Here is a 16682-nt window from a genome sequence, read left to right as displayed (position 1 = left end):
ATGACGACATCTATCCGCACCGCTCTGATTGGCGCAGGTTATATCGCAGACTGGCACGCTGAGGGCCTGAAAATGACGCCGGGTGTTGTGTTAACCGCGGTCTGCGACCTGTCCAAAGGCGCGGCAGAGGCGCTTGCGAGCGCGCATGGGGCGCAGGCTTTTGGCGATCTGGATGAGATGCTCGCGGCGAATGTCTGCGATGCGGTTCACATTCTGACGCCTCCAGACAGCCATGCATTTTTAGCGAAGAAATGCCTTGAGGCGGGTGTGCATTGTCTGGTTGAAAAACCTGTCGCGCTGAGTGCTGGTGAGACGCAAGAAATTCAGGATGCCGCTGAAAAGGCGGGGAAATTCTTTGTTGCAGGCCATAACTTTATGGGTCTGCCCAGCTATGAGCGCCTGAAATCTGAGATGGCGGCAGGCGCCTTGGGTCGTGTCGGCTCCGCCGAGATCAATTGGCATTTCCCACTCGCGCCGTTACGTTCTGGTCCCTTTGGGATTTGGCTGCTGCGAGAGCCTAAGAACCTTTTGCTGGAACTGGGCCCGCATCTGTTTGGCTTTGCGGTGGACCTCTTTGGACCGTTGCAAATCGAACATCTCAGCCTTGGCAAAGAGATCGAGATCCCATCGGCGGGCACACGCCCTCAAAGTTGGCGCATTCTGGCGCGTGCTGGGGATGTGGATGTAACGCTGAACCTGTCGCTTGTGGAAACCGCGGATGATCGTTCGGTGACTGTGCTGGGCTCGACCGCGCGGGCGCGGCTGAATTATGCCGAGGACACTTTGGTGATCGAGGGCGAGAACGCCAGCGACATCGTCATGAATCCGTTCCGCAAACAGATGGGGCTTGCCTGGCAGCATCTGCGTGAAGGCGGGGTGAACGCTCTTCGCCAGGTCTCATCGCTCAATCGGAAATCGGCCTATGGGTTAAGCTTTCAAGGTACATTTAAGGCCTTTTATCAGAGCCTTAGAGACGGAACGCCGATGGATGCGCGGTTTGGTGGCGCGTCTGCGGTGACTGTCATGCAGGCGATTGATAACACTTTGGCGCTGATGCCAGAGGTCGAGGACGCGCCGAAACCTAAACGCCAGCGCAAACCCAAGCCGACGGTGCTTGTGGTTGGCGGCACGGGTTTTATTGGCCGCGCTTTGACCCGCAAATTGGTGAGTGAAGGCAAGGACGTACGCGTCCTGAGCCGCGGTAAATCCGGTCCTTTTGCGGATATCGCCAAACATGTCGAGCTCTATTCAGCCTCGCTGCATGATCCCGACGCACTTGCGGGCGCGATGGAGGGGATTGAGGCGGTCTATCACCTTGGCAAATCGCTGGATGGCACTTGGGAAGAGTGCCTTAGGAATGACGTTGGCGTGACGCTGAACCTTGCTCGCGCGGCGATGGCGGCTGATGTGAACCGCTTTGTTTATACCGGCACGATTGCCTCTTATGACATGAGCGATCCGGCGACCGTGATCACCGAAAGCACTGGTTTTGGCGAGGACATGAGCGACCGCAACCTCTATGCGCGCTCGAAAGCGAAATGCGAAGAAGAACTGTTGAAACTACATGATGCCGAAGGCCTGCCGCTTGTGATTGCGCGGCCCGGTATCGTCGTTGGCAAAGGCGGCCCGCTGCAACATTGGGGCATTGGGCGCTGGCATGGGGCAGGGGCGGTTCGCATTTGGGGGCCAGGGACGAATATCCTGCCATTTGTTTTGATAGACGATGTGGCTGACGCGCTCGTCACAATGATGGATCACGACAAAGCGGTTGGGCAGAGCTTTAACCTTATTGGCGACCCAATGCTGTCAGGGCGGGACTATTTCGCCGCGATCCACAAACAGTTGGGTGCGAAAATCTCGGTTTCGACTGGCAATTTGAACGTCTTTAGGGCCTCTGATGCGGTGAAATACCTGCTGAAACGCTATGCGCTGGGACGTAAGGGCGCGATCCGTCCGTCGCTGGCGGATTGGAAATCCCGCGCGCATTTCTCGCCCTTTGACAACCGCCAGACCAAAGACCTGCTAGGCTGGACCCCAGAACCCAGTCGCGCGGATTTCATCCGCCGCGCCATCAAAGAGGCCGACCTGCTTGGCTTTTAACCCCTGCCATAATTTGCCCGCATTTGGCGGCTATTCTGCGCGGAAAGGGCCGAAAAACCGTCCAACACGGATCCGAGAGAGGATACGAGCATGAACAGACAATTGGTTCCAAGCAAGAACCGCGACGTCTATGCGCCCAATGTTGATGAGGCGCAGGTTCTATGGGATTCCATGGAGCAAATCGGGCTGGACCCGGGACATCTGCGGCGCAACCGGATCGTGACCGCGAATAAAAGCGATCCGCTGCATAAACAGTTCGACATGCTGCGCACACGGCTTTTGCTGGCAATGCGCGAAAACGGCTGGAGCCGTGTTGCGGTGACTGCGCCGACCGAGGGCTGTGGGTCAAGCTTTGTGGCGTCCAACCTGGCGATTTCCTTCGCGCGGATGGAAAGCCTTCGTACGGTTCTGTTGGACATGAACCTGTCTGCACCGAGCCTGTCGCGTATTCTAGGGGTCTCGGATCCCACGGATATCGCGGACTATTTGCGCGGGCACATCCCGCCCGAAGACTATTTCCTGCGCGCAGGTCGTGGTCTTGCGCTGGGTCTGAATGAAACCCGTGATCTGAACTCTGCGGAGCTGTTCCAAGAGGCGATGATGGTGGATGTCCTTGCAGAGCTGCAGGATGTTTTGGCCCCTGACATCGTGATCTATGATCTGCCGCCGGTTCTTGAAAGCGACGAGCTCTTGAGCTTTCTGCCCAATGTTGACGGCGTGTTGCTGGTTGTAGGTGGTGGTCAAACGCAGCCGCAGGACGTTCTGCGGGCTGAGCAAGCGCTTGAGGATCGCACCCAATTGCTGGGTGTTGTGCTGAATAAATCCGAAGGCATTCTGGTCTAACGCACCGAGATCAAAAACAAAAAGGGTCGGCATCCCGCCGACCCTTTTTTGTTGCCCTGTATCGAAGGTCAGGCGCGGGCCATAACCACCAGTCCAAGGGTGATGATCAATAGCCCTGCAAGGCGTGTCGCATTGAACGGTTCGCCCAGACCAAAGATCCCAATCAGGAACACTACGATAAAGCTGATCGCCACAAAGGGATAGGCCAGCGACAGATCCAGCGTGCGCAGGGCAAAGAGCCAGAACAGCGTGCCAACACCATAAAACAGCAAGCCGCCAATGATATGGGGGGAGGCCGCAAAGCCCATGACTTTGCCCATCACGGCGGCGTCCGGCGCGAAATGCACGCGCTCGACCCCGATTTTGAAGGCTGTCTGGCCGAAGGCCGAAAGGGTGACCGAGATCACGACCAGAATGAAACTGTTCAGCGTCATACCAAGAGCCCTTCGATCGTGAGGAACTTCGCAGCAATCACAAGGCCCACAGACATCAGGATCGCAATGCGACTGACTTTGTCGCGCAGGGCAAAGACCACAGGATCGTCATCAATCTGCGCACGCATCGCCAAGAGCCAGGCGCGGAAGATCCAGAACAGAACCAGCGGAGCCGTCAGCCACAGAAGCTCTGGCGCGCCATAGGTCGTGGCCACAAACTCTGTGCCGAAATACTGCGTCAGCGTCAGGACAGAGAGACCGCCCGCGGTGATGCCCATTGGCAGGATGGTTTGATTGTCCAAGAGGTAATAGCCGCGCACCTTGTCTTTGGTTTTGCTTTTCTCAAGCTTTTGGATCTCGGTGAAGCGTTTCATCAACGCGAGGCTTGCAAAGAAAAACAGCGAGAAGTTCAGAAGGCTGGGGGAGACGATGACGCCGATCACCACGCCTCCGACAAAGATGCGCAGGGCGTAAAGGCAGGTCAAAACAACGATATCGATGGCGGCTTTATGTTTGAACCACGTCGAATAGAGCGTCGTCGTCAGGATATAGAGCGCAAAAAGCGCGGTCACCATGGGGTTGAACTGCCAGAGGCTGACGGCAAAGGCCGTGACCAAAAGTCCGCCTGAGGCAAGCAGCCCGTGTTTGGGCGACAAAATGCCCGCTGCAAACGGCCGGCTGCGTTTGCGTTCGTGCTTTCGGTCGGCCTCGATGTCCAGCAGGTCATTGATGATATAGATGGCCGAGGCACACATGGAAAACACAGCCATTGCCAAAAGCGCGGCGCCCAGCATGCCTGGGTTCAGGTAGCTGTGCGAAAAGAACAGCGGCAATAGCACCAGCACGTTCTTGGCCCATTGATGAGGGCGCATCGCCTTGAGGATGCCCCGCGCTACAGACGGGCGATCCTCGACCACCAGCGAGGCCTCTGAGTCTTTCAAAGCGCGCGCCTTGACGCGGCTTGGGGCATTGACGATCCCGACGCGGGCTGCGTCCTCCCAGATAACCAGATCAGGGGAATCATTGCCGAGGTATTCAAAGTCTCCACCGGCGTCAGCGCGAATGGCGTCGAGTTTCGCGTCCCCCTTCAGGTTGTGATCCTCACTTGAGGCGATAATCCCGTCAAAACAGCCGAGATGTTCGGCCACTTGATCGGCGACAAACTGGTCTGCAGCGGTCGCTAAAACCACGCGACGGCCTTTTTCTTTTTCGGCTTTGATGTAGTCCAGAACCGCCTCGGTATAGGGCAGGGCGGCGGCATCAAAGGACAGGTTTTCCGACAGGAAGCGTTTCAGCGCAGCGCGACCTTGTCCCATCGCGCGACGTCCCGCGCGCCACAAATCGGGGCGGGCGATCAGCTGCACGATCAATTCCTGCGCAACATCTGACTTTATAAGTGTCCCGTCTAAATCAACGTAGAGGGGAAGCTGCTCTTTTATTTGCCTATTATACATGCGGTCTCACTGTACGGATAACCATTACCAACACAGATTTGTTAATAAGAAATATTGACACAAATGTGGTTTTCCTGCGGTATTCACGAGGGGCGCGTAAGGAATAGCCGTGCAGACATCCAATTTACCGAGCAAAGCCGTCCCCAAGATGGATTGGGGCATCCTGTTTCTTTTGTTTTTTGTCGCTTGGGGCCTCAGGGTCATTGGCCTTGATTGGGGCTACCTGCATGGCGATGAGCGTGTGAACCAAGCCGCCAAAGTACTGGCCGGAGAGTTGATCCCGGACCAGCATTTCTATCCCCCTTTGATGCATTATATGGCGGCGGTTCTCTATGGTGTCCTTTATGTCGTTGGCCGGGGGCTGGATATGTGGTCCGGCACGCAGGAATTTCGTGCGCAGTACTTCAATGACCCAACCATTTTCTACCTGACAGCACGGGCCATGACCGGCGCGATCTCGGCTTTGATGGCCCCCTTGTTTTACCGTATCGGACGGCTGCTAGGGTTCACGAAAGGCGAGAGTTTCGTCATCGCGCTCTTTGCAGTTTTCGCACCCTTGTCCGTCTTCCTCTCCTACATCTTTAAAGGCGACGTTGGTGTCGCTGCAGCCTCAATCTGGATCGTGCTTTTGATGATCCGCAAGGTGCAAAGCCCTAGCCTCAAACGCATCGATATCTTCTTGGGGATCGCCGTTGTTCTGGGGTTGAGCTTTAAGCATTCCTTCGTGCTTTTGATGGTGCCATTTGCCTTGGCCTATATCGGCGCGATGAGTGCGCAGATCGGGTTCAAAACCACGATGGCGTCGATCCTGAGAATCTTTGTGACCGCAGTAATCCTCTGGCCGCCGTTGAACATTGGGATCATTCTGGACTTTGATAACTTCCTGAAATTTCAGGAAATTCAATCTGTGATGTCGATCGCAGAAAACGTGAGTTTCGTTGACTCTGTTGGCAAAATGCTGCGGGCGGCAATGGATTTGGAATTTGGGATCGGTCTCTTGATGCCCTATGCGTTTTTGCTGTTTCCGATCTTTGCGCTGGGCATGGAAAAGCCTGGTATGTTGTTGGGCGTTTGGGGCGCGACGATCCTGTCGACACTTGGTCTGGCGTATCTTGTTGGCCTTCGTCAGCCAGAGCAACTTTGGATCGCGCATTTCATGGTGATCCAACTTTTCGGAGCGATCAGCATCGCCTGCCTGTTCCGCGTTTCGCGTGCTCTTGGTGCTTTGTCAGCCGCAGCCGCTTTGGGCTTTTGCGTGGTCGGAGACATCATGATTTGGAAGCAGGCCATCGTGCGTCCGGTGAATGTGGATGTGGCCTCTTACATCGAGACGGTGCACCCAGATCGCAAGGTGATGACGTCGCTGGATCTGCCAATCCAGCAAAACCGCGCAGCGCAGGATTTTGAATGGGCGCGGGTGACGCGCACGGCCGAAAAATACGATCTCACCATGCCAGAGATCGCCGCGGAACGCCGCATCCCAGAGGGCCTTGCTGGTGCCTTTTTTGTTGTACCGATGCCCGAGGTCATGTTCGGCCTTGAGGGCTCTACGGATGCCGATCTTGAGGGCAGCGTCGCCCCCTTCGCTTGGCCACCCCAACCGGATGACTGGAACCTCGCGAACTGGCGCGCGGATGGAGTCGATCTCTTTGTGATCAGCGATCTGGAGGGATGGCTCGGAAAAGACAATGCACCGATTATGCAGGCATTCTTTCAGCAAGTGGAAACAGAATGTGAAAGCGTTCAGGTCTTTTCGGCACGCAAGCCGCTCTTCCTGGAACGTGATGTGAGCGTGCTGGATTGCCGTCTCGACTCATAGACCGTCGAGATTTTCTACCTCTTGAGAGGACGTATGCTTCGCACCGGATGCGCGAGCGTTCGGGGTAAGCCAAAGCCTATCGTTTTTGCGCTAGTTGTCCTGGGAACCTAGTCTATTGGTGCGGTCGAGAAGACTCGAACTTCCACTCCGGTTAAGGAACAGCGACCTCAACGCTGCGCGTCTACCAATTCCGCCACGACCGCACTGTCATAGACTTGGTAGCGGGTCACTAGACCAAGCCACGGGCAGGCTCAAGAGGAAAATGCACTCGGGTGAATTTATCCGACAAGTCCGGCAGATTCGCGGCGGATGTGGCGAATGATCAGAAGGGCGCCACAGGCAATGAACAGGTAGCCAAGCCAGGGGGCTTCGGGGAAAAGCGCGCGGTTCAGCATGCGTCCGGGCAAGAGGGTGAAGATACCCGCCGCCAGCACGCCGTACCAATACATGCCGAGCATCGTGCGTGCATGCCCGACGACATTGCCATTGCGAATGTACCAAAAAGCGCGGCACAGGCCGAAGAGAATAAAGATCGACAAAAAGTGAATCGGGCTGAACACCCAGATGAGCTTGAACCCGTGGATGAAAAACGACGAAATCGCCGTTGTCGCCATAGCTACGATCCAGATGTAGCCGAGGGATTTGTGCAATTTCCCCCTTGCTTTCGGGGTGAATATGAAGGGACCCAGTGTCAACGCGAAACTCGCCGCAAGAGTGTGGACTTTAATTGCGCTGGATGCATCAAGGATGGGATTGATGGACATTGGACCCCTAGAGGGAAATTGCACAATTCCTGTCTAGACTTTCGCATATCGATTTGCGAATTTGAATGCGTGGAATAAAGGGTTCTGTTCGTGGGTGACGGTGCTATGCAGCTCACGCTTCGTGAATGGAGGGAGCATTTCTTCAATCCGATTGGTCTGGTTGTTCAGGCCTGCGTGGGCGCAGTCTTAGGAATCTCTGGTCCCTTTGGGACACAGGACACGGTGCTGATCCTACCCCGTATTTTGTATTGGATTTGGGTGGTTTACTCGACATATGGGATCGGTCTGTTCGGCTTAACACTGACACAGAACTTTCTGAGCACGCGTCCAGTTTTGCTGCAAAGCATTCTGGCAGGCGTGCTAAACGGCGCCACAATCTCTCTTTATATCGTGTCGCTCAATCACCTGGTCTTTGGGCCAACGTCTATGCCCAATGGGCCATATACATTTGTCATTCGCGTCTTTCTGATCGGATTTTTTGTTACGGCTGCCGGGGCAACGATCGCGTCGATTGTGTATAGCCGGCAAAAGGCCGTCTCGCCCGAGCCCTCCTCGACGCAACCTTCCGTTGTGCCTCTGCTTGAGCGGCTTCCGCTGGATAAGCGCGGTGATTTGGTGGCACTTTCGGTCGAAGATCACTATGTGCGTATCAAGACGACGGCCGGAGTAGAGATGATTTTGATGCGCCTTTCTGATGCGATCCGGGAAACCGGAGACGCGATCGGAGATCAGGTTCATCGCAGTCATTGGGTCTCTTATTCCCATGTGGCGTCGGCGCGTCGCGAAGGAGACAGAGCGATTTTGACGATGAAAGACGGAAGCGAAGTTCCCGTGAGCCGTGCAAACCTTCCCAAGATCCGGGAGGCGGGGCTTTTGCCTCGGTGACCTGATGGAGTGGAAGATCTCAGACGGTTTGACGTCCTATGAGGACGCGCTGGCTTTTATGGAGGCCCGGGTGGATGCGATTTCGCGCGGTGAGGCTGACGAGTGTATCTGGCTTCTGGAACACCCGCCGCTTTATACCGCCGGCACCTCGGCGCAGCCTGAGGATCTTGTCGATCCCGAACGTTTCCCGGTTTATGAGGCAAAGCGCGGCGGGCAATACACCTATCATGGCCCTGGCCAGCGTGTGGCCTATGTGATGCTCGACCTGAACAAGCGCGGCAAAGATGTGCGGCAGTTTGTTCACACGCTTGAGGCATGGGTTATCGACACACTGGACAGTTTCAATGTGAAAGGCGAAATTCGCGAAGGGCGTGTCGGAGTTTGGGTCACGCGGCCTGAAAAGCCTTTGTCTATCACTGGAGAGGTAGCTGAAGACAAAATCGCGGCCATTGGCATTCGGCTCCGCAAATGGGTCAGCTTTCATGGCATTTCCATCAATGTGGAGCCCGACCTCGAGCATTTCACGGGCATCGTACCCTGCGGTATCACTGAGCATGGGGTGACGTCCTTGGTCGACCTTGGTCTGCCTGTCACGATGGAAGATCTGGACGTCGCGCTAAAAGCCGCCTTTGAGCGCAATTTCGGCTGACCTGTGGTCATCTGATTGCCAGGTGGCCTGCGCGCTTTTGTCCTTTGAAACCCGCGGCGAACAGGCCTAAGTCCTGCATGTAATAAGCCTGTTTAGAATGTGGAGGCACATATGAAACACCTAGTTACAGCCACGCTCACCTGTCTTGCTCTGGCCAGCCCGGCTTTGGCTGCAGGAGATGCGGACAAGGGTAAGTCGGTTTTTGGCAAGTGTAAGTCCTGCCATACGATTGCTGCGCCTGATGGCGAAGTATTTGTCAAAGGCGGTCGCACCGGTCCTAATCTTTATGGCGTTGTTGGCCGCACAGCGGGTACGGCTGATTTCCGGTTCTCCAAGGCTCTGGTTGGGGCAGGGGAAAACGGTCTGGTATGGGATGAAGCTCAAATTGCAGGTTTTGTTCTGGATCCACGTGGTTTCCTGAAAGAGCTCGGTGGTGACAATAAAACCAAAATGACCTTCAAGCTGCGTAAGGGTGGCGAGGATGTTGCCGCTTATCTGGCGACCTTCGGCGCAGTGGTTGCCGAAGAAGAGGCTGAGGCAGCGGAAACTGAGAGCACAGAAGGCGCAGCAGCGAGCGAATAACTGCTCTTAAATGCTGATTGCGAAGGCCACGCAGATCGCGTGGCCTTTTGTTTTTGTTGCAGTGCAGCAAAGCGCTTCGTAAATTAACCCATGAGTTCTCGATATACTTTCTTTCAGTCGATCATCAATCAGGCGTTAGGGCCTGATTTTCAGCCAAAGTTTGAAATCCCGCATAGTGGGGGCGACTCTTATCGGTCCTATTTTGACGTCAATGATTTCGCGATGGCGACGACCAATGCGGCCCTTAGTGAGTACGGCGGGCTCGTGGATGCGCAGTTCGTCGACATCAACCGGCGTTTGGCGCTTTTGTGGTTTCATCTGACAACACGTCCCGTGGGCTGGGAGGTCGGCTCGGTTTGGGACGCCATTGCTGGCGATTATAAATGCGCCGATGGATGGATTCGGCTACACACGAATGCTCCGCACCACCAAAAGGCGGCCCTAGAGGTTTTGGACTGCTCTTGTGACCGCGACAGCGTGGCCGCTGTTTTAGGCGATAAGTCGAAACATGATGTCGAGCAGGCGGTCGTCGACAACAATGGCTGCGCGGCAGCGATGATGTCGGTGGAGGAATGGTCTGAACACCCTCAGGGAAAAGCCGTCGCAGAGTCGCCCTTGATTGGTTGGACGTCTCGTCCGGGGGACAAGCCCAAGCGCCAAGGCTTGAGGGGGCTTAAGGTTCTGGATTTGACGCGGGTGTTGGCGGGGCCCGTCGCCACGCGGTTCTTGGCTGGCTTTGGCGCGGATGTTCTGCGGATCGATCCGCCGCATTGGAACGAGCCAGCGGTCGAGGTCGATGTAACGCTTGGCAAACGCTGTGCCGGTTTGGACCTGAATAAGAACGAAGACCGGGATGCGCTGAAACGCTTGATCTCTGAGGCCGATCTTATGATCCATGGCTATCGGCCGGGCGCTTTGGCGGGCATTGGCTTTGGGCCGGACGAGATCGCAGAGCTTAACCCGACTCTATGTGACGTCAGCCTCTGTGCTTATGGCTGGAGCGGGCCCTGGGCCGAACGTCGGGGCTTTGATTCCCTTGTGCAAATGAGCTGTGGGATCGCACATGAGGGCATGGTGCGTGCAGGTGCCGACAAACCTGTGCCTTTGCCAGTGCAGGCTTTGGATTTCGCGACAGGGTATTTGGTAGCGGCCGCGGCTTTGCGCGCATTGCGATTGCAGCAATTGGACGGGCGGGTGTCACAGGCTCGGCTGTCCTTGGCTCGATCGGCCCATCTATTAGTGTCGTCAGGCTCACATGATGCAATGGGCGGCGGGCTCGCGCCAAGCGATCAGGATTTCGCACCAACTCTGGAAGAAACCACGTGGGGTCCAATTCAGCGCGTGTCACCTCCCTTTACCATTGACGGAGAGTCCCCTAAATGGCCTATCGCTGCGGGGGCATTGCGGCGTCATGCAGCGGAATGGGCGGGTTAGGGCAGGCTAAGCTGTGTCATACGTCCGCCGTCGACAGTCCAGACCTGTCCGGTTACGAAGTCGGCTGCATCTGAGGCGAGCCAAGCCACCAAGGCACCTACGTCTTTTGGGGCGCCAGTTCGTCTAAGCGGGTGGATGTCGCCTATTTTCGCGCGAAAGGCGTCAGGGTCTCCGAGGCTTTCGATGAAGGCGACGTTGAGATCGGTGTCGATCCAGCCCGGAGCCACCGCGTTGCAGCGCACGCCATCAGGGCCATGATCAACAGCGACGGCGCGGGTCAGGCCGTGAAGCCCAGCCTTTGAGGCGCAATAGGCTGGGTGGCGCGGATTGGATCCAATGCCCTCGATTGAGCCTATATTGACGATTGATCCTTTGGTTTCAATGAGATGCGGCATTGCCGCTTTGGTCAAAAGAAAGGGGGCCGTCAGATTCACTTGCAGAGTGGCGTCCCAGTCCTCAGGGCTGCTTTCCAGAACGGTGCCTTCGCGCATGAGGCCTGCATTGTTTACTAGGACATCCAAACGACCGGCGGTCTCGATGACCTGATCGATCAGACGGGCAGGGGCGCTGCTGTCCATAAAGTCGGTTTCAAAAAATTCGAATTGCACGTCTGCGCCCCGTTGGGCTGTGAAAACCCTCGCGCCAGCCTCGGCGAGTGCCTCAGCGCTCGCAGCACCAATTCCGCTGCGGCCGCCTGTTACCAGAGCCACTTTGCCTGAGAGATCTGTCATTGGACCGGCTTGCCTCCGTTCACTTCCAAAAGCGCACCACACATGTAGCGCGCGTCATCGGACGCCAGAAAGGCCACGACGTCCGCGATGTCTTGCGCCTCAGCGATACGTCCAAGGGGCACCGAGGCGTTGAGCGTTTCGATGGCGGCGTCGGGATCCAGCCCGCGGGCTGCGAAACCAGTGCGGAGCATGGGTGTGTTGACCTCGTTGGGACAAACCGCGTTCACGCGGATGCCTTGATGGGCGTGGTCCAAGCCCAGGCATTGCGTCAGCGAAGCGACGGCGGCTTTGGACATCACATAAAGCGGATGGTTTGGCCCCGGATGCACGCCCCAGCAGGAGGCAAGGTTCACAATCGCGCCACCATTGTCTGCCATCAAAGGAATAGCTGCTCGGCAAATGCGGAAGGGGGCTTCGACGTTGATCGCCATTGTCCGGCGGTAGTCTTCGTCAGTCGCCTGCGTGATCTCGCCTCGGGTGATGATGCCAGCATTGTTGATCACGATATCCAGACCGCCTATCATGTCTTGCGCTGTTTGGGGCAATGAATCAGCAAAGCGCGCATCCATGAGATCGCCTTGGATAAAGTGATCCGCCTCCGCAGTTTCCCGGTCGGTTCCACAGACGATTGCACCCTCTTTGCGCAAACGGGCCACGATGGCTTGCCCAATTCCCCCCGCCGCACCGGTAACCAGAGCGTATTTTCCTGAAATTCCCTGCATTTTTCAGCCTCCCTCAGCAAGAAGGCTAGGAGCGCTTTGACCTTGATACCAAGCGAAATCCGAAGCGTTCGGACAAATTTCCGCCCTTGGCTCTTGAAAAACACCCTGCTGCCCTCGTGGGCGCGACATTTTTTCTTGTCCTGCGTCAAAGACGGTCATTGCCGAACCCTGCCCATCGCACTAAAACAAGCTGGAATCCGAACGGTAGAGGCGACTCTGCTGTTCTTACGTGCACTCAACAGGAGGCGAGGCATGGCAGACGCAGCCATTCACGGCCACGAACACGAAGACAACCGAGGTTTCTTCACTCGGTGGTTCATGTCCACCAACCACAAAGATATCGGTATTCTTTACCTCATCGTATCCGCGCTGGCAGGCTTTATCGCCGTTGCCCTGACCGTCGGTATGCGCCTTGAGCTGATGGAACCGGGTGTTCAGTACATGTGTACTGAAGGCAGCCGTTTCTTCCATCTGAACGCGACCAACGAAGGCTGTACCCCGAACGGACACCTTTGGAACGTTTTCATCACCTACCACGGTGTTTTGATGATGTTCTTCGTGGTTATCCCAGCGCTGTTTGGCGGTTTTGGTAACTACTTCATGCCTCTGCAGATCGGTGCGCCGGATATGGCGTTCCCACGAATGAACAACCTGAGCTTCTGGCTCTATGTTGCGGGTACGTCTCTGGGTGTTGTCTCCATGTTCTCTCCAGGCGGTAACGGTCTGGCAGGCTCTGGTGTGGGTTGGGTTCTTTACCCGCCGCTCTCCACCACCGAGGCGGGCATGTCCATGGACCTCGCGATCTTTGCGGTGCACGTATCCGGTGCGTCCTCGATCCTGGGCGCGATCAACATGATCACCACCTTCCTGAACATGCGTGCCCCAGGCATGACCCTGTTCAAAGTGCCTCTGTTCTCTTGGTCGATCTTCGTGACCGCATGGCTCATCCTTCTGGCGCTGCCAGTTCTGGCGGGCGCGATCACCATGCTCTTGACCGACCGTAACTTTGGCACGACCTTCTTTGACCCAGCAGGTGGCGGCGACCCAGTCCTCTATCAGCACATTCTGTGGTTCTTTGGTCACCCAGAAGTTTACATCGTTATTCTGCCGGGCTTTGGCATCATCTCTCATGTCATCGCGACCTTTGCGCGTAAGCCAGTCTTTGGCTACCTGCCAATGGTCTGGGCGATCATCGCGATCGGTGCTTTGGGCTTCGTCGTATGGGCGCACCACATGTACACCGTGGGTATGTCCCTGACACAGCAGTCCTACTTCATGATGGCCACGATGGTTATTGCGGTACCGACTGGGGTTAAGATCTTCTCTTGGATCGCGACCATGTGGGGCGGATCGATCGAATTCAAAGCGCCTATGCTCTTTGCCTTCGGCTTCCTCTTCCTCTTCACCGCAGGCGGCGTGACCGGCATCGTTCTGTCCCAGGCGGGCGTAGACCGTGCATACCACGACACCTACTATGTGGTTGCGCACTTCCACTACGTTATGTCCTTGGGTGCGGTATTCGCGATCTTTGCGGGCATCTACTTCTACTTCGGTAAGATGACCGGTCGTCACTACCCAGAGTTCGCGGCGAAGATCCACTTCTGGACCTTCTTCATCGGCGCAAACCTGACCTTCTTCCCACAGCACTTCTTGGGTCGTCAGGGTATGCCACGTCGTTACATCGACTACCCAGAAGCCTTCGCATACTGGAACAAGATCAGCTCTTACGGTGCGTTCATTTCCTTCGCGTCCTTCATCCTGTTCTTCGGCATTATGTTCTACGGCGTCTTTGCAGGCCGTCGCGTGACCGAGAACAACTACTGGAACGAATACGCAGATACTCTGGAATGGACACTTCCTTGCCCACCACCAGAGCATACCTTCGAAATCCTGCCAAAGCAGGAAGACTGGGACAAAGGCCACGCGCACTAATCCCTCTTAGGTAAAGCGAAATACGAGGCCCCGGAGAGTTCCGGGGCCTTTTCTTTTGCCCGATGGGCCATAGGTTCAGATTGATGACAGGCGACACCGACATAGAAGAACTGCGCATGGGCACCATTGGCGTCTATGAGCGTCAGGCCACGCATTGGGACCAGACGCGCGACCAGAGTCTCTATGAGCGGGTGTGGCTGGATCGATTGACAGAGGGGCTTCCCGCAGGTGCTGCTGCTCTGGACCTGGGCTGTGGGGCAGGGCGCCCGATTGCCGCGCATTTGGTTGCGTCTGGGTTTGACGTGACGGGCGTTGATGCGAGCGCCCCGATGATCGAGCTGGCACGGCAGAACGTTCCGACCGCCCGGTTCCGAGTGGTAGATATGCGTAGTCTGGACCAAGAGGGCATTTTTGACGCCATCGTCAGCTGGGACGCATTTTTTCATCTGAGTCCAGAAGACCAGCGAGATCTTCTCCCGAAGCTGGCTGACATGGTCAAACCCAATGGGCGTCTGATGATGACAGTGGGGCCTGCTGAGGGCACGGCGCTTGGTACGGTCGGCGGAGAGACCGTCTATCACGGCAGCCTAGATCCATCGGAATATGAGCGCTTGTTGAAGGCTGGCGGTTTTGGTCATGTTGAGCTGCATCTCGAAGATGCGCGGGTCAAAGGCCGCTCTGTTCTGTTTGCCGCGGAGAAAGCCTAGATGCCGTACCACTGGACGGACACGCCAGAGGGCCCAGAAGTCCTGACTTTGACCGCCCATCGGTCTTTGCCTCCACGTGGCTTTGCCGCCGTGATCTTGATTACCGTGGCATTTCTGACTTTGCCTCTGCTCAGCGTCCTTGGGACCGCGGTACTCTGGTGGATGCTCCCGTTCCTAGGGGCAGCCGTATGGGCGCTCTGGGCGGCTCTGAGGCGGTCCTACAAGGACGGTGAGGTCTCTGAGGACATAACGCGCGCTGGGGATATTCTGACACTGACACATCGGCCAGCGCGCGGCGATGATTTGTCCTGGGAATGTAATATCTATTGGGTGCGTGCCGAGTTGCACAAAGAGGGCGGGCCTGTCCCAAACTACGTGACATTATCGGGCAACGGACGCCAAGTAGAACTTGGGCGATTTCTGTCAGAGGACGAGCGGAAAGATCTGTTTAATGAAGTACAGACTTATTTGTCGACAGCCGCGCGCAAGTAAGCTTTTGCGCACGATTCAGTCAATTTCACATACTTTAGGTCGCTGCACTCTGCATGCGCCGCAAGCGCGATGCGCGCAGGCTCTCTCTATGCGCGGACCGTTTAGGCGGCGTGGACTGCTTCTCAATCCTGACCCCCGTCAGAGAGAGCCCTTTCAGGGTTTCGATTTGCTCAGGGGACAGCGGATTAACGTAAAATAGAACAGTAAAGCGGCTGCCTGGGGTGTCGGGAATGATTGGCAACGACACAGACCCAACGTTCAAATCAAAGTCGGGCACCGCTGATTTCATCAGAATCCCGGCAATCATGTCGGCGTCGGACTCCGAGTTTGGGACGAAATTGCAGGTGTTTGGTCCAAAGCGCATGATACGCCCGTCAATTGTTCTGCCTGAAACGGTGATTTCTGCGGGAATGCGGCAGGTAAAACGACGGCCACTGGTGTTTGTTGCGCTTTTAACAGTTATCGCGATATAGCGCAGAATGGCTGCGGCTGCGCCCAGAGGAATAAGCGTCAACAGAATGATCACGAAGGTTGGCAGCTTATTAATCGCTTCTAAGAAGCTGACATTCTCGGTGTTAGCTCCCTCTGACTGAAGTGTGCTTCCGTGATCGCGTTCCCCACGAAATTTAGTGCCAAGTTGATGGATTTTCACCTCTCCATCTATGTCGTCGGCGATTGCTGCCCCTTCAAGCGCAGATGTGACGATCTCATTTGCTCCAACGCCGTTTGTGTCGATGAGACAGCCGTCATGGCTCTCTATTTCTCCGGTTCCCAGTTCTGCTTGGTTGGTAAGCGCCAGCCAATCAATAACTCCGTCATCTTTTTGCGCGGACACTGATCCATATACGGTCACTCTTTCGCAATCGATCGATTGCATCGCCGCGCGTGACTGAGCGCTTGCAGAAGTTGCAAAGAGGGACACGCCAATGAAAATCGGCGCAAAGATATTGCGGGCGCAGAACAGTGTTTTGGCCAAGATTGCTTACTCGATTGTGCTGGCCGACAGTGTCCTTCGCGCAGATCTTACGTGGGATGTAGGCTCATTGATTATTTTGCGGGTTTGTACAACTTCGGGACCCTGTATGGTCAAGCTGTAAACACCTGTTATGCCTCAACTCGGGCGTGAAATTTCTT

The 16682-nt window shown here is 56.0% G+C and carries 16 protein-coding genes and 1 tRNA gene; 10 read left to right on the top strand and 7 right to left on the bottom strand.

Going from position 1 to position 16682, the window contains the following annotated elements; genetic code table 11:
* On the top strand, positions 1-2100 hold the full coding sequence (locus WG622_RS04685; RefSeq protein ID WP_339402510.1) for an NAD-dependent epimerase/dehydratase family protein: 2100 nt from the start codon (positions 1-3) through the stop codon (positions 2098-2100).
* A 90-nt stretch (positions 2101-2190) separates the two neighbouring features.
* A complete protein-coding gene (locus WG622_RS04680; RefSeq protein WP_339402509.1) occupies positions 2191-2943 on the top strand; it encodes a CpsD/CapB family tyrosine-protein kinase in 753 nt (250 codons plus the stop codon).
* A gap of 68 nt (positions 2944-3011) precedes the next feature.
* On the opposite strand, the gene WG622_RS04675 is transcribed toward WG622_RS04680, so the two are convergent.
* Positions 3012-3377: a DMT family transporter gene (locus WG622_RS04675; RefSeq protein WP_339402508.1), complete on the bottom strand. Its 366-nt coding sequence runs from the start codon at positions 3375-3377 to the stop codon at positions 3012-3014.
* Entirely contained in the window at positions 3374-4831 is a 1458-nt protein-coding gene (locus WG622_RS04670) for a UbiA family prenyltransferase (RefSeq protein WP_339402507.1), read from the bottom strand. The genes WG622_RS04675 and WG622_RS04670 overlap by 4 nt, the downstream gene beginning before the upstream one ends.
* 109 nt (positions 4832-4940) lie before the next feature.
* On the opposite strand from WG622_RS04670, the gene WG622_RS04665 reads away from it, so the two are divergent.
* Positions 4941-6650: a putative glycosyltransferase family protein gene (locus WG622_RS04665; RefSeq protein ID WP_339402506.1), complete on the top strand. Its 1710-nt coding sequence runs from the start codon at positions 4941-4943 to the stop codon at positions 6648-6650.
* A 116-nt stretch (positions 6651-6766) separates the two neighbouring features.
* On the opposite strand, the gene WG622_RS04660 is transcribed toward WG622_RS04665, so the two are convergent.
* A tRNA-Leu gene (locus tag WG622_RS04660) sits at positions 6767-6853 on the bottom strand.
* A 75-nt stretch (positions 6854-6928) separates the two neighbouring features.
* On the bottom strand, positions 6929-7414 hold the full coding sequence (locus tag WG622_RS04655; RefSeq protein ID WP_339402505.1) for a DUF2306 domain-containing protein: 486 nt from the start codon (positions 7412-7414) through the stop codon (positions 6929-6931).
* Between the two features lie 105 nt (positions 7415-7519).
* Here WG622_RS04655 and WG622_RS04650 point away from each other — a divergent pair, with 105 nt between their 5' ends.
* From WG622_RS04650 to WG622_RS04635, 4 genes are all read left to right on the top strand, one after another.
* Positions 7520-8299: a LytTR family DNA-binding domain-containing protein gene (locus tag WG622_RS04650; RefSeq protein ID WP_339402504.1), complete on the top strand. Its 780-nt coding sequence runs from the start codon at positions 7520-7522 to the stop codon at positions 8297-8299.
* A 4-nt stretch (positions 8300-8303) separates the two neighbouring features.
* A complete protein-coding gene (lipB, locus tag WG622_RS04645) occupies positions 8304-8948 on the top strand; it encodes a lipoyl(octanoyl) transferase LipB (RefSeq protein ID WP_339402503.1) in 645 nt (214 codons plus the stop codon).
* A gap of 111 nt (positions 8949-9059) precedes the next feature.
* Entirely contained in the window at positions 9060-9530 is a 471-nt protein-coding gene (locus WG622_RS04640; RefSeq protein WP_339402502.1) for a c-type cytochrome, read from the top strand.
* A 90-nt stretch (positions 9531-9620) separates the two neighbouring features.
* The gene (locus WG622_RS04635; protein WP_339402501.1) at positions 9621-10964 is read left to right on the top strand and encodes a CoA transferase; all 1344 of its coding nucleotides are present in this window, start codon (positions 9621-9623) and stop codon (positions 10962-10964) included.
* On the opposite strand, the gene WG622_RS04630 is transcribed toward WG622_RS04635, so the two are convergent.
* Complete coding sequence (locus WG622_RS04630; RefSeq protein WP_339402500.1) at positions 10961-11695, bottom strand: SDR family NAD(P)-dependent oxidoreductase; 735 nt, start codon at positions 11693-11695, stop codon at positions 10961-10963. The genes WG622_RS04635 and WG622_RS04630 overlap by 4 nt on opposite strands.
* A complete protein-coding gene (locus tag WG622_RS04625; protein ID WP_339402499.1) occupies positions 11692-12417 on the bottom strand; it encodes an SDR family NAD(P)-dependent oxidoreductase in 726 nt (241 codons plus the stop codon). The genes WG622_RS04630 and WG622_RS04625 overlap by 4 nt, the downstream gene beginning before the upstream one ends.
* Positions 12418-12669: 252 nt before the next feature.
* On the opposite strand from WG622_RS04625, the gene WG622_RS04620 reads away from it, so the two are divergent.
* The 3 genes from WG622_RS04620 (at position 12670) to WG622_RS04610 (ending at position 15548) form a co-directional block, all read left to right on the top strand.
* Entirely contained in the window at positions 12670-14349 is a 1680-nt protein-coding gene (locus WG622_RS04620; protein WP_339402498.1) for a cytochrome c oxidase subunit I, read from the top strand.
* Positions 14350-14432: 83 nt separating this feature from the next.
* Positions 14433-15056 (top strand): class I SAM-dependent methyltransferase, encoded by a 624-nt coding sequence (locus WG622_RS04615; protein WP_339402497.1) that lies wholly within the window; start codon positions 14433-14435, stop codon positions 15054-15056.
* Complete coding sequence (locus WG622_RS04610) at positions 15057-15548, top strand: DUF2244 domain-containing protein (protein ID WP_339402496.1); 492 nt, start codon at positions 15057-15059, stop codon at positions 15546-15548.
* A 34-nt stretch (positions 15549-15582) separates the two neighbouring features.
* Here WG622_RS04610 and WG622_RS04605 read toward each other — a convergent pair whose 3' ends face one another.
* Positions 15583-16524: a hypothetical protein gene (locus tag WG622_RS04605; RefSeq protein WP_339402495.1), complete on the bottom strand. Its 942-nt coding sequence runs from the start codon at positions 16522-16524 to the stop codon at positions 15583-15585.
* Between the last annotated feature and the right edge of the window lie 158 nt (positions 16525-16682).

The sequence above is a fragment of the Cognatishimia coralii genome (assembly GCF_037478305.1).
In the GTDB taxonomy this organism is placed as follows: domain Bacteria; phylum Pseudomonadota; class Alphaproteobacteria; order Rhodobacterales; family Rhodobacteraceae; genus Cognatishimia; species Cognatishimia coralii.
The sequence above is the reverse complement of the archived record's forward strand: the minus strand, read 5'-3'. Positions and strand labels throughout refer to the sequence as shown.

Excerpts from the sequence above, each read along its gene's own strand:
- WG622_RS04620 (WP_339402498.1), top strand. The coding sequence starts at position 12,670 with ATGGCAGACGCAGCCATTCACGGCCACGAACACGAAGACAACCGAGGT.
- WG622_RS04670 (WP_339402507.1), bottom strand. The coding sequence starts at position 4,831 with ATGTATAATAGGCAAATAAAAGAGCAGCTTCCCCTCTACGTTGATTTA.
- WG622_RS04675 (WP_339402508.1), bottom strand. The coding sequence starts at position 3,377 with ATGACGCTGAACAGTTTCATTCTGGTCGTGATCTCGGTCACCCTTTCG.
- WG622_RS04635 (WP_339402501.1), top strand. The coding sequence starts at position 9,621 with ATGAGTTCTCGATATACTTTCTTTCAGTCGATCATCAATCAGGCGTTA.
- WG622_RS04685 (WP_339402510.1), top strand. The coding sequence starts at position 1 with ATGACGACATCTATCCGCACCGCTCTGATTGGCGCAGGTTATATCGCA.
- lipB (WP_339402503.1), top strand. The coding sequence starts at position 8,304 with ATGGAGTGGAAGATCTCAGACGGTTTGACGTCCTATGAGGACGCGCTG.
- WG622_RS04625 (WP_339402499.1), bottom strand. The coding sequence starts at position 12,417 with ATGCAGGGAATTTCAGGAAAATACGCTCTGGTTACCGGTGCGGCGGGG.
- WG622_RS04655 (WP_339402505.1), bottom strand. The coding sequence starts at position 7,414 with ATGTCCATCAATCCCATCCTTGATGCATCCAGCGCAATTAAAGTCCAC.
- WG622_RS04640 (WP_339402502.1), top strand. The coding sequence starts at position 9,060 with ATGAAACACCTAGTTACAGCCACGCTCACCTGTCTTGCTCTGGCCAGC.
- WG622_RS04680 (WP_339402509.1), top strand. The coding sequence starts at position 2,191 with ATGAACAGACAATTGGTTCCAAGCAAGAACCGCGACGTCTATGCGCCC.
- WG622_RS04610 (WP_339402496.1), top strand. The coding sequence starts at position 15,057 with ATGCCGTACCACTGGACGGACACGCCAGAGGGCCCAGAAGTCCTGACT.
- WG622_RS04630 (WP_339402500.1), bottom strand. The coding sequence starts at position 11,695 with ATGACAGATCTCTCAGGCAAAGTGGCTCTGGTAACAGGCGGCCGCAGC.
- WG622_RS04615 (WP_339402497.1), top strand. The coding sequence starts at position 14,433 with ATGACAGGCGACACCGACATAGAAGAACTGCGCATGGGCACCATTGGC.
- WG622_RS04650 (WP_339402504.1), top strand. The coding sequence starts at position 7,520 with ATGCAGCTCACGCTTCGTGAATGGAGGGAGCATTTCTTCAATCCGATT.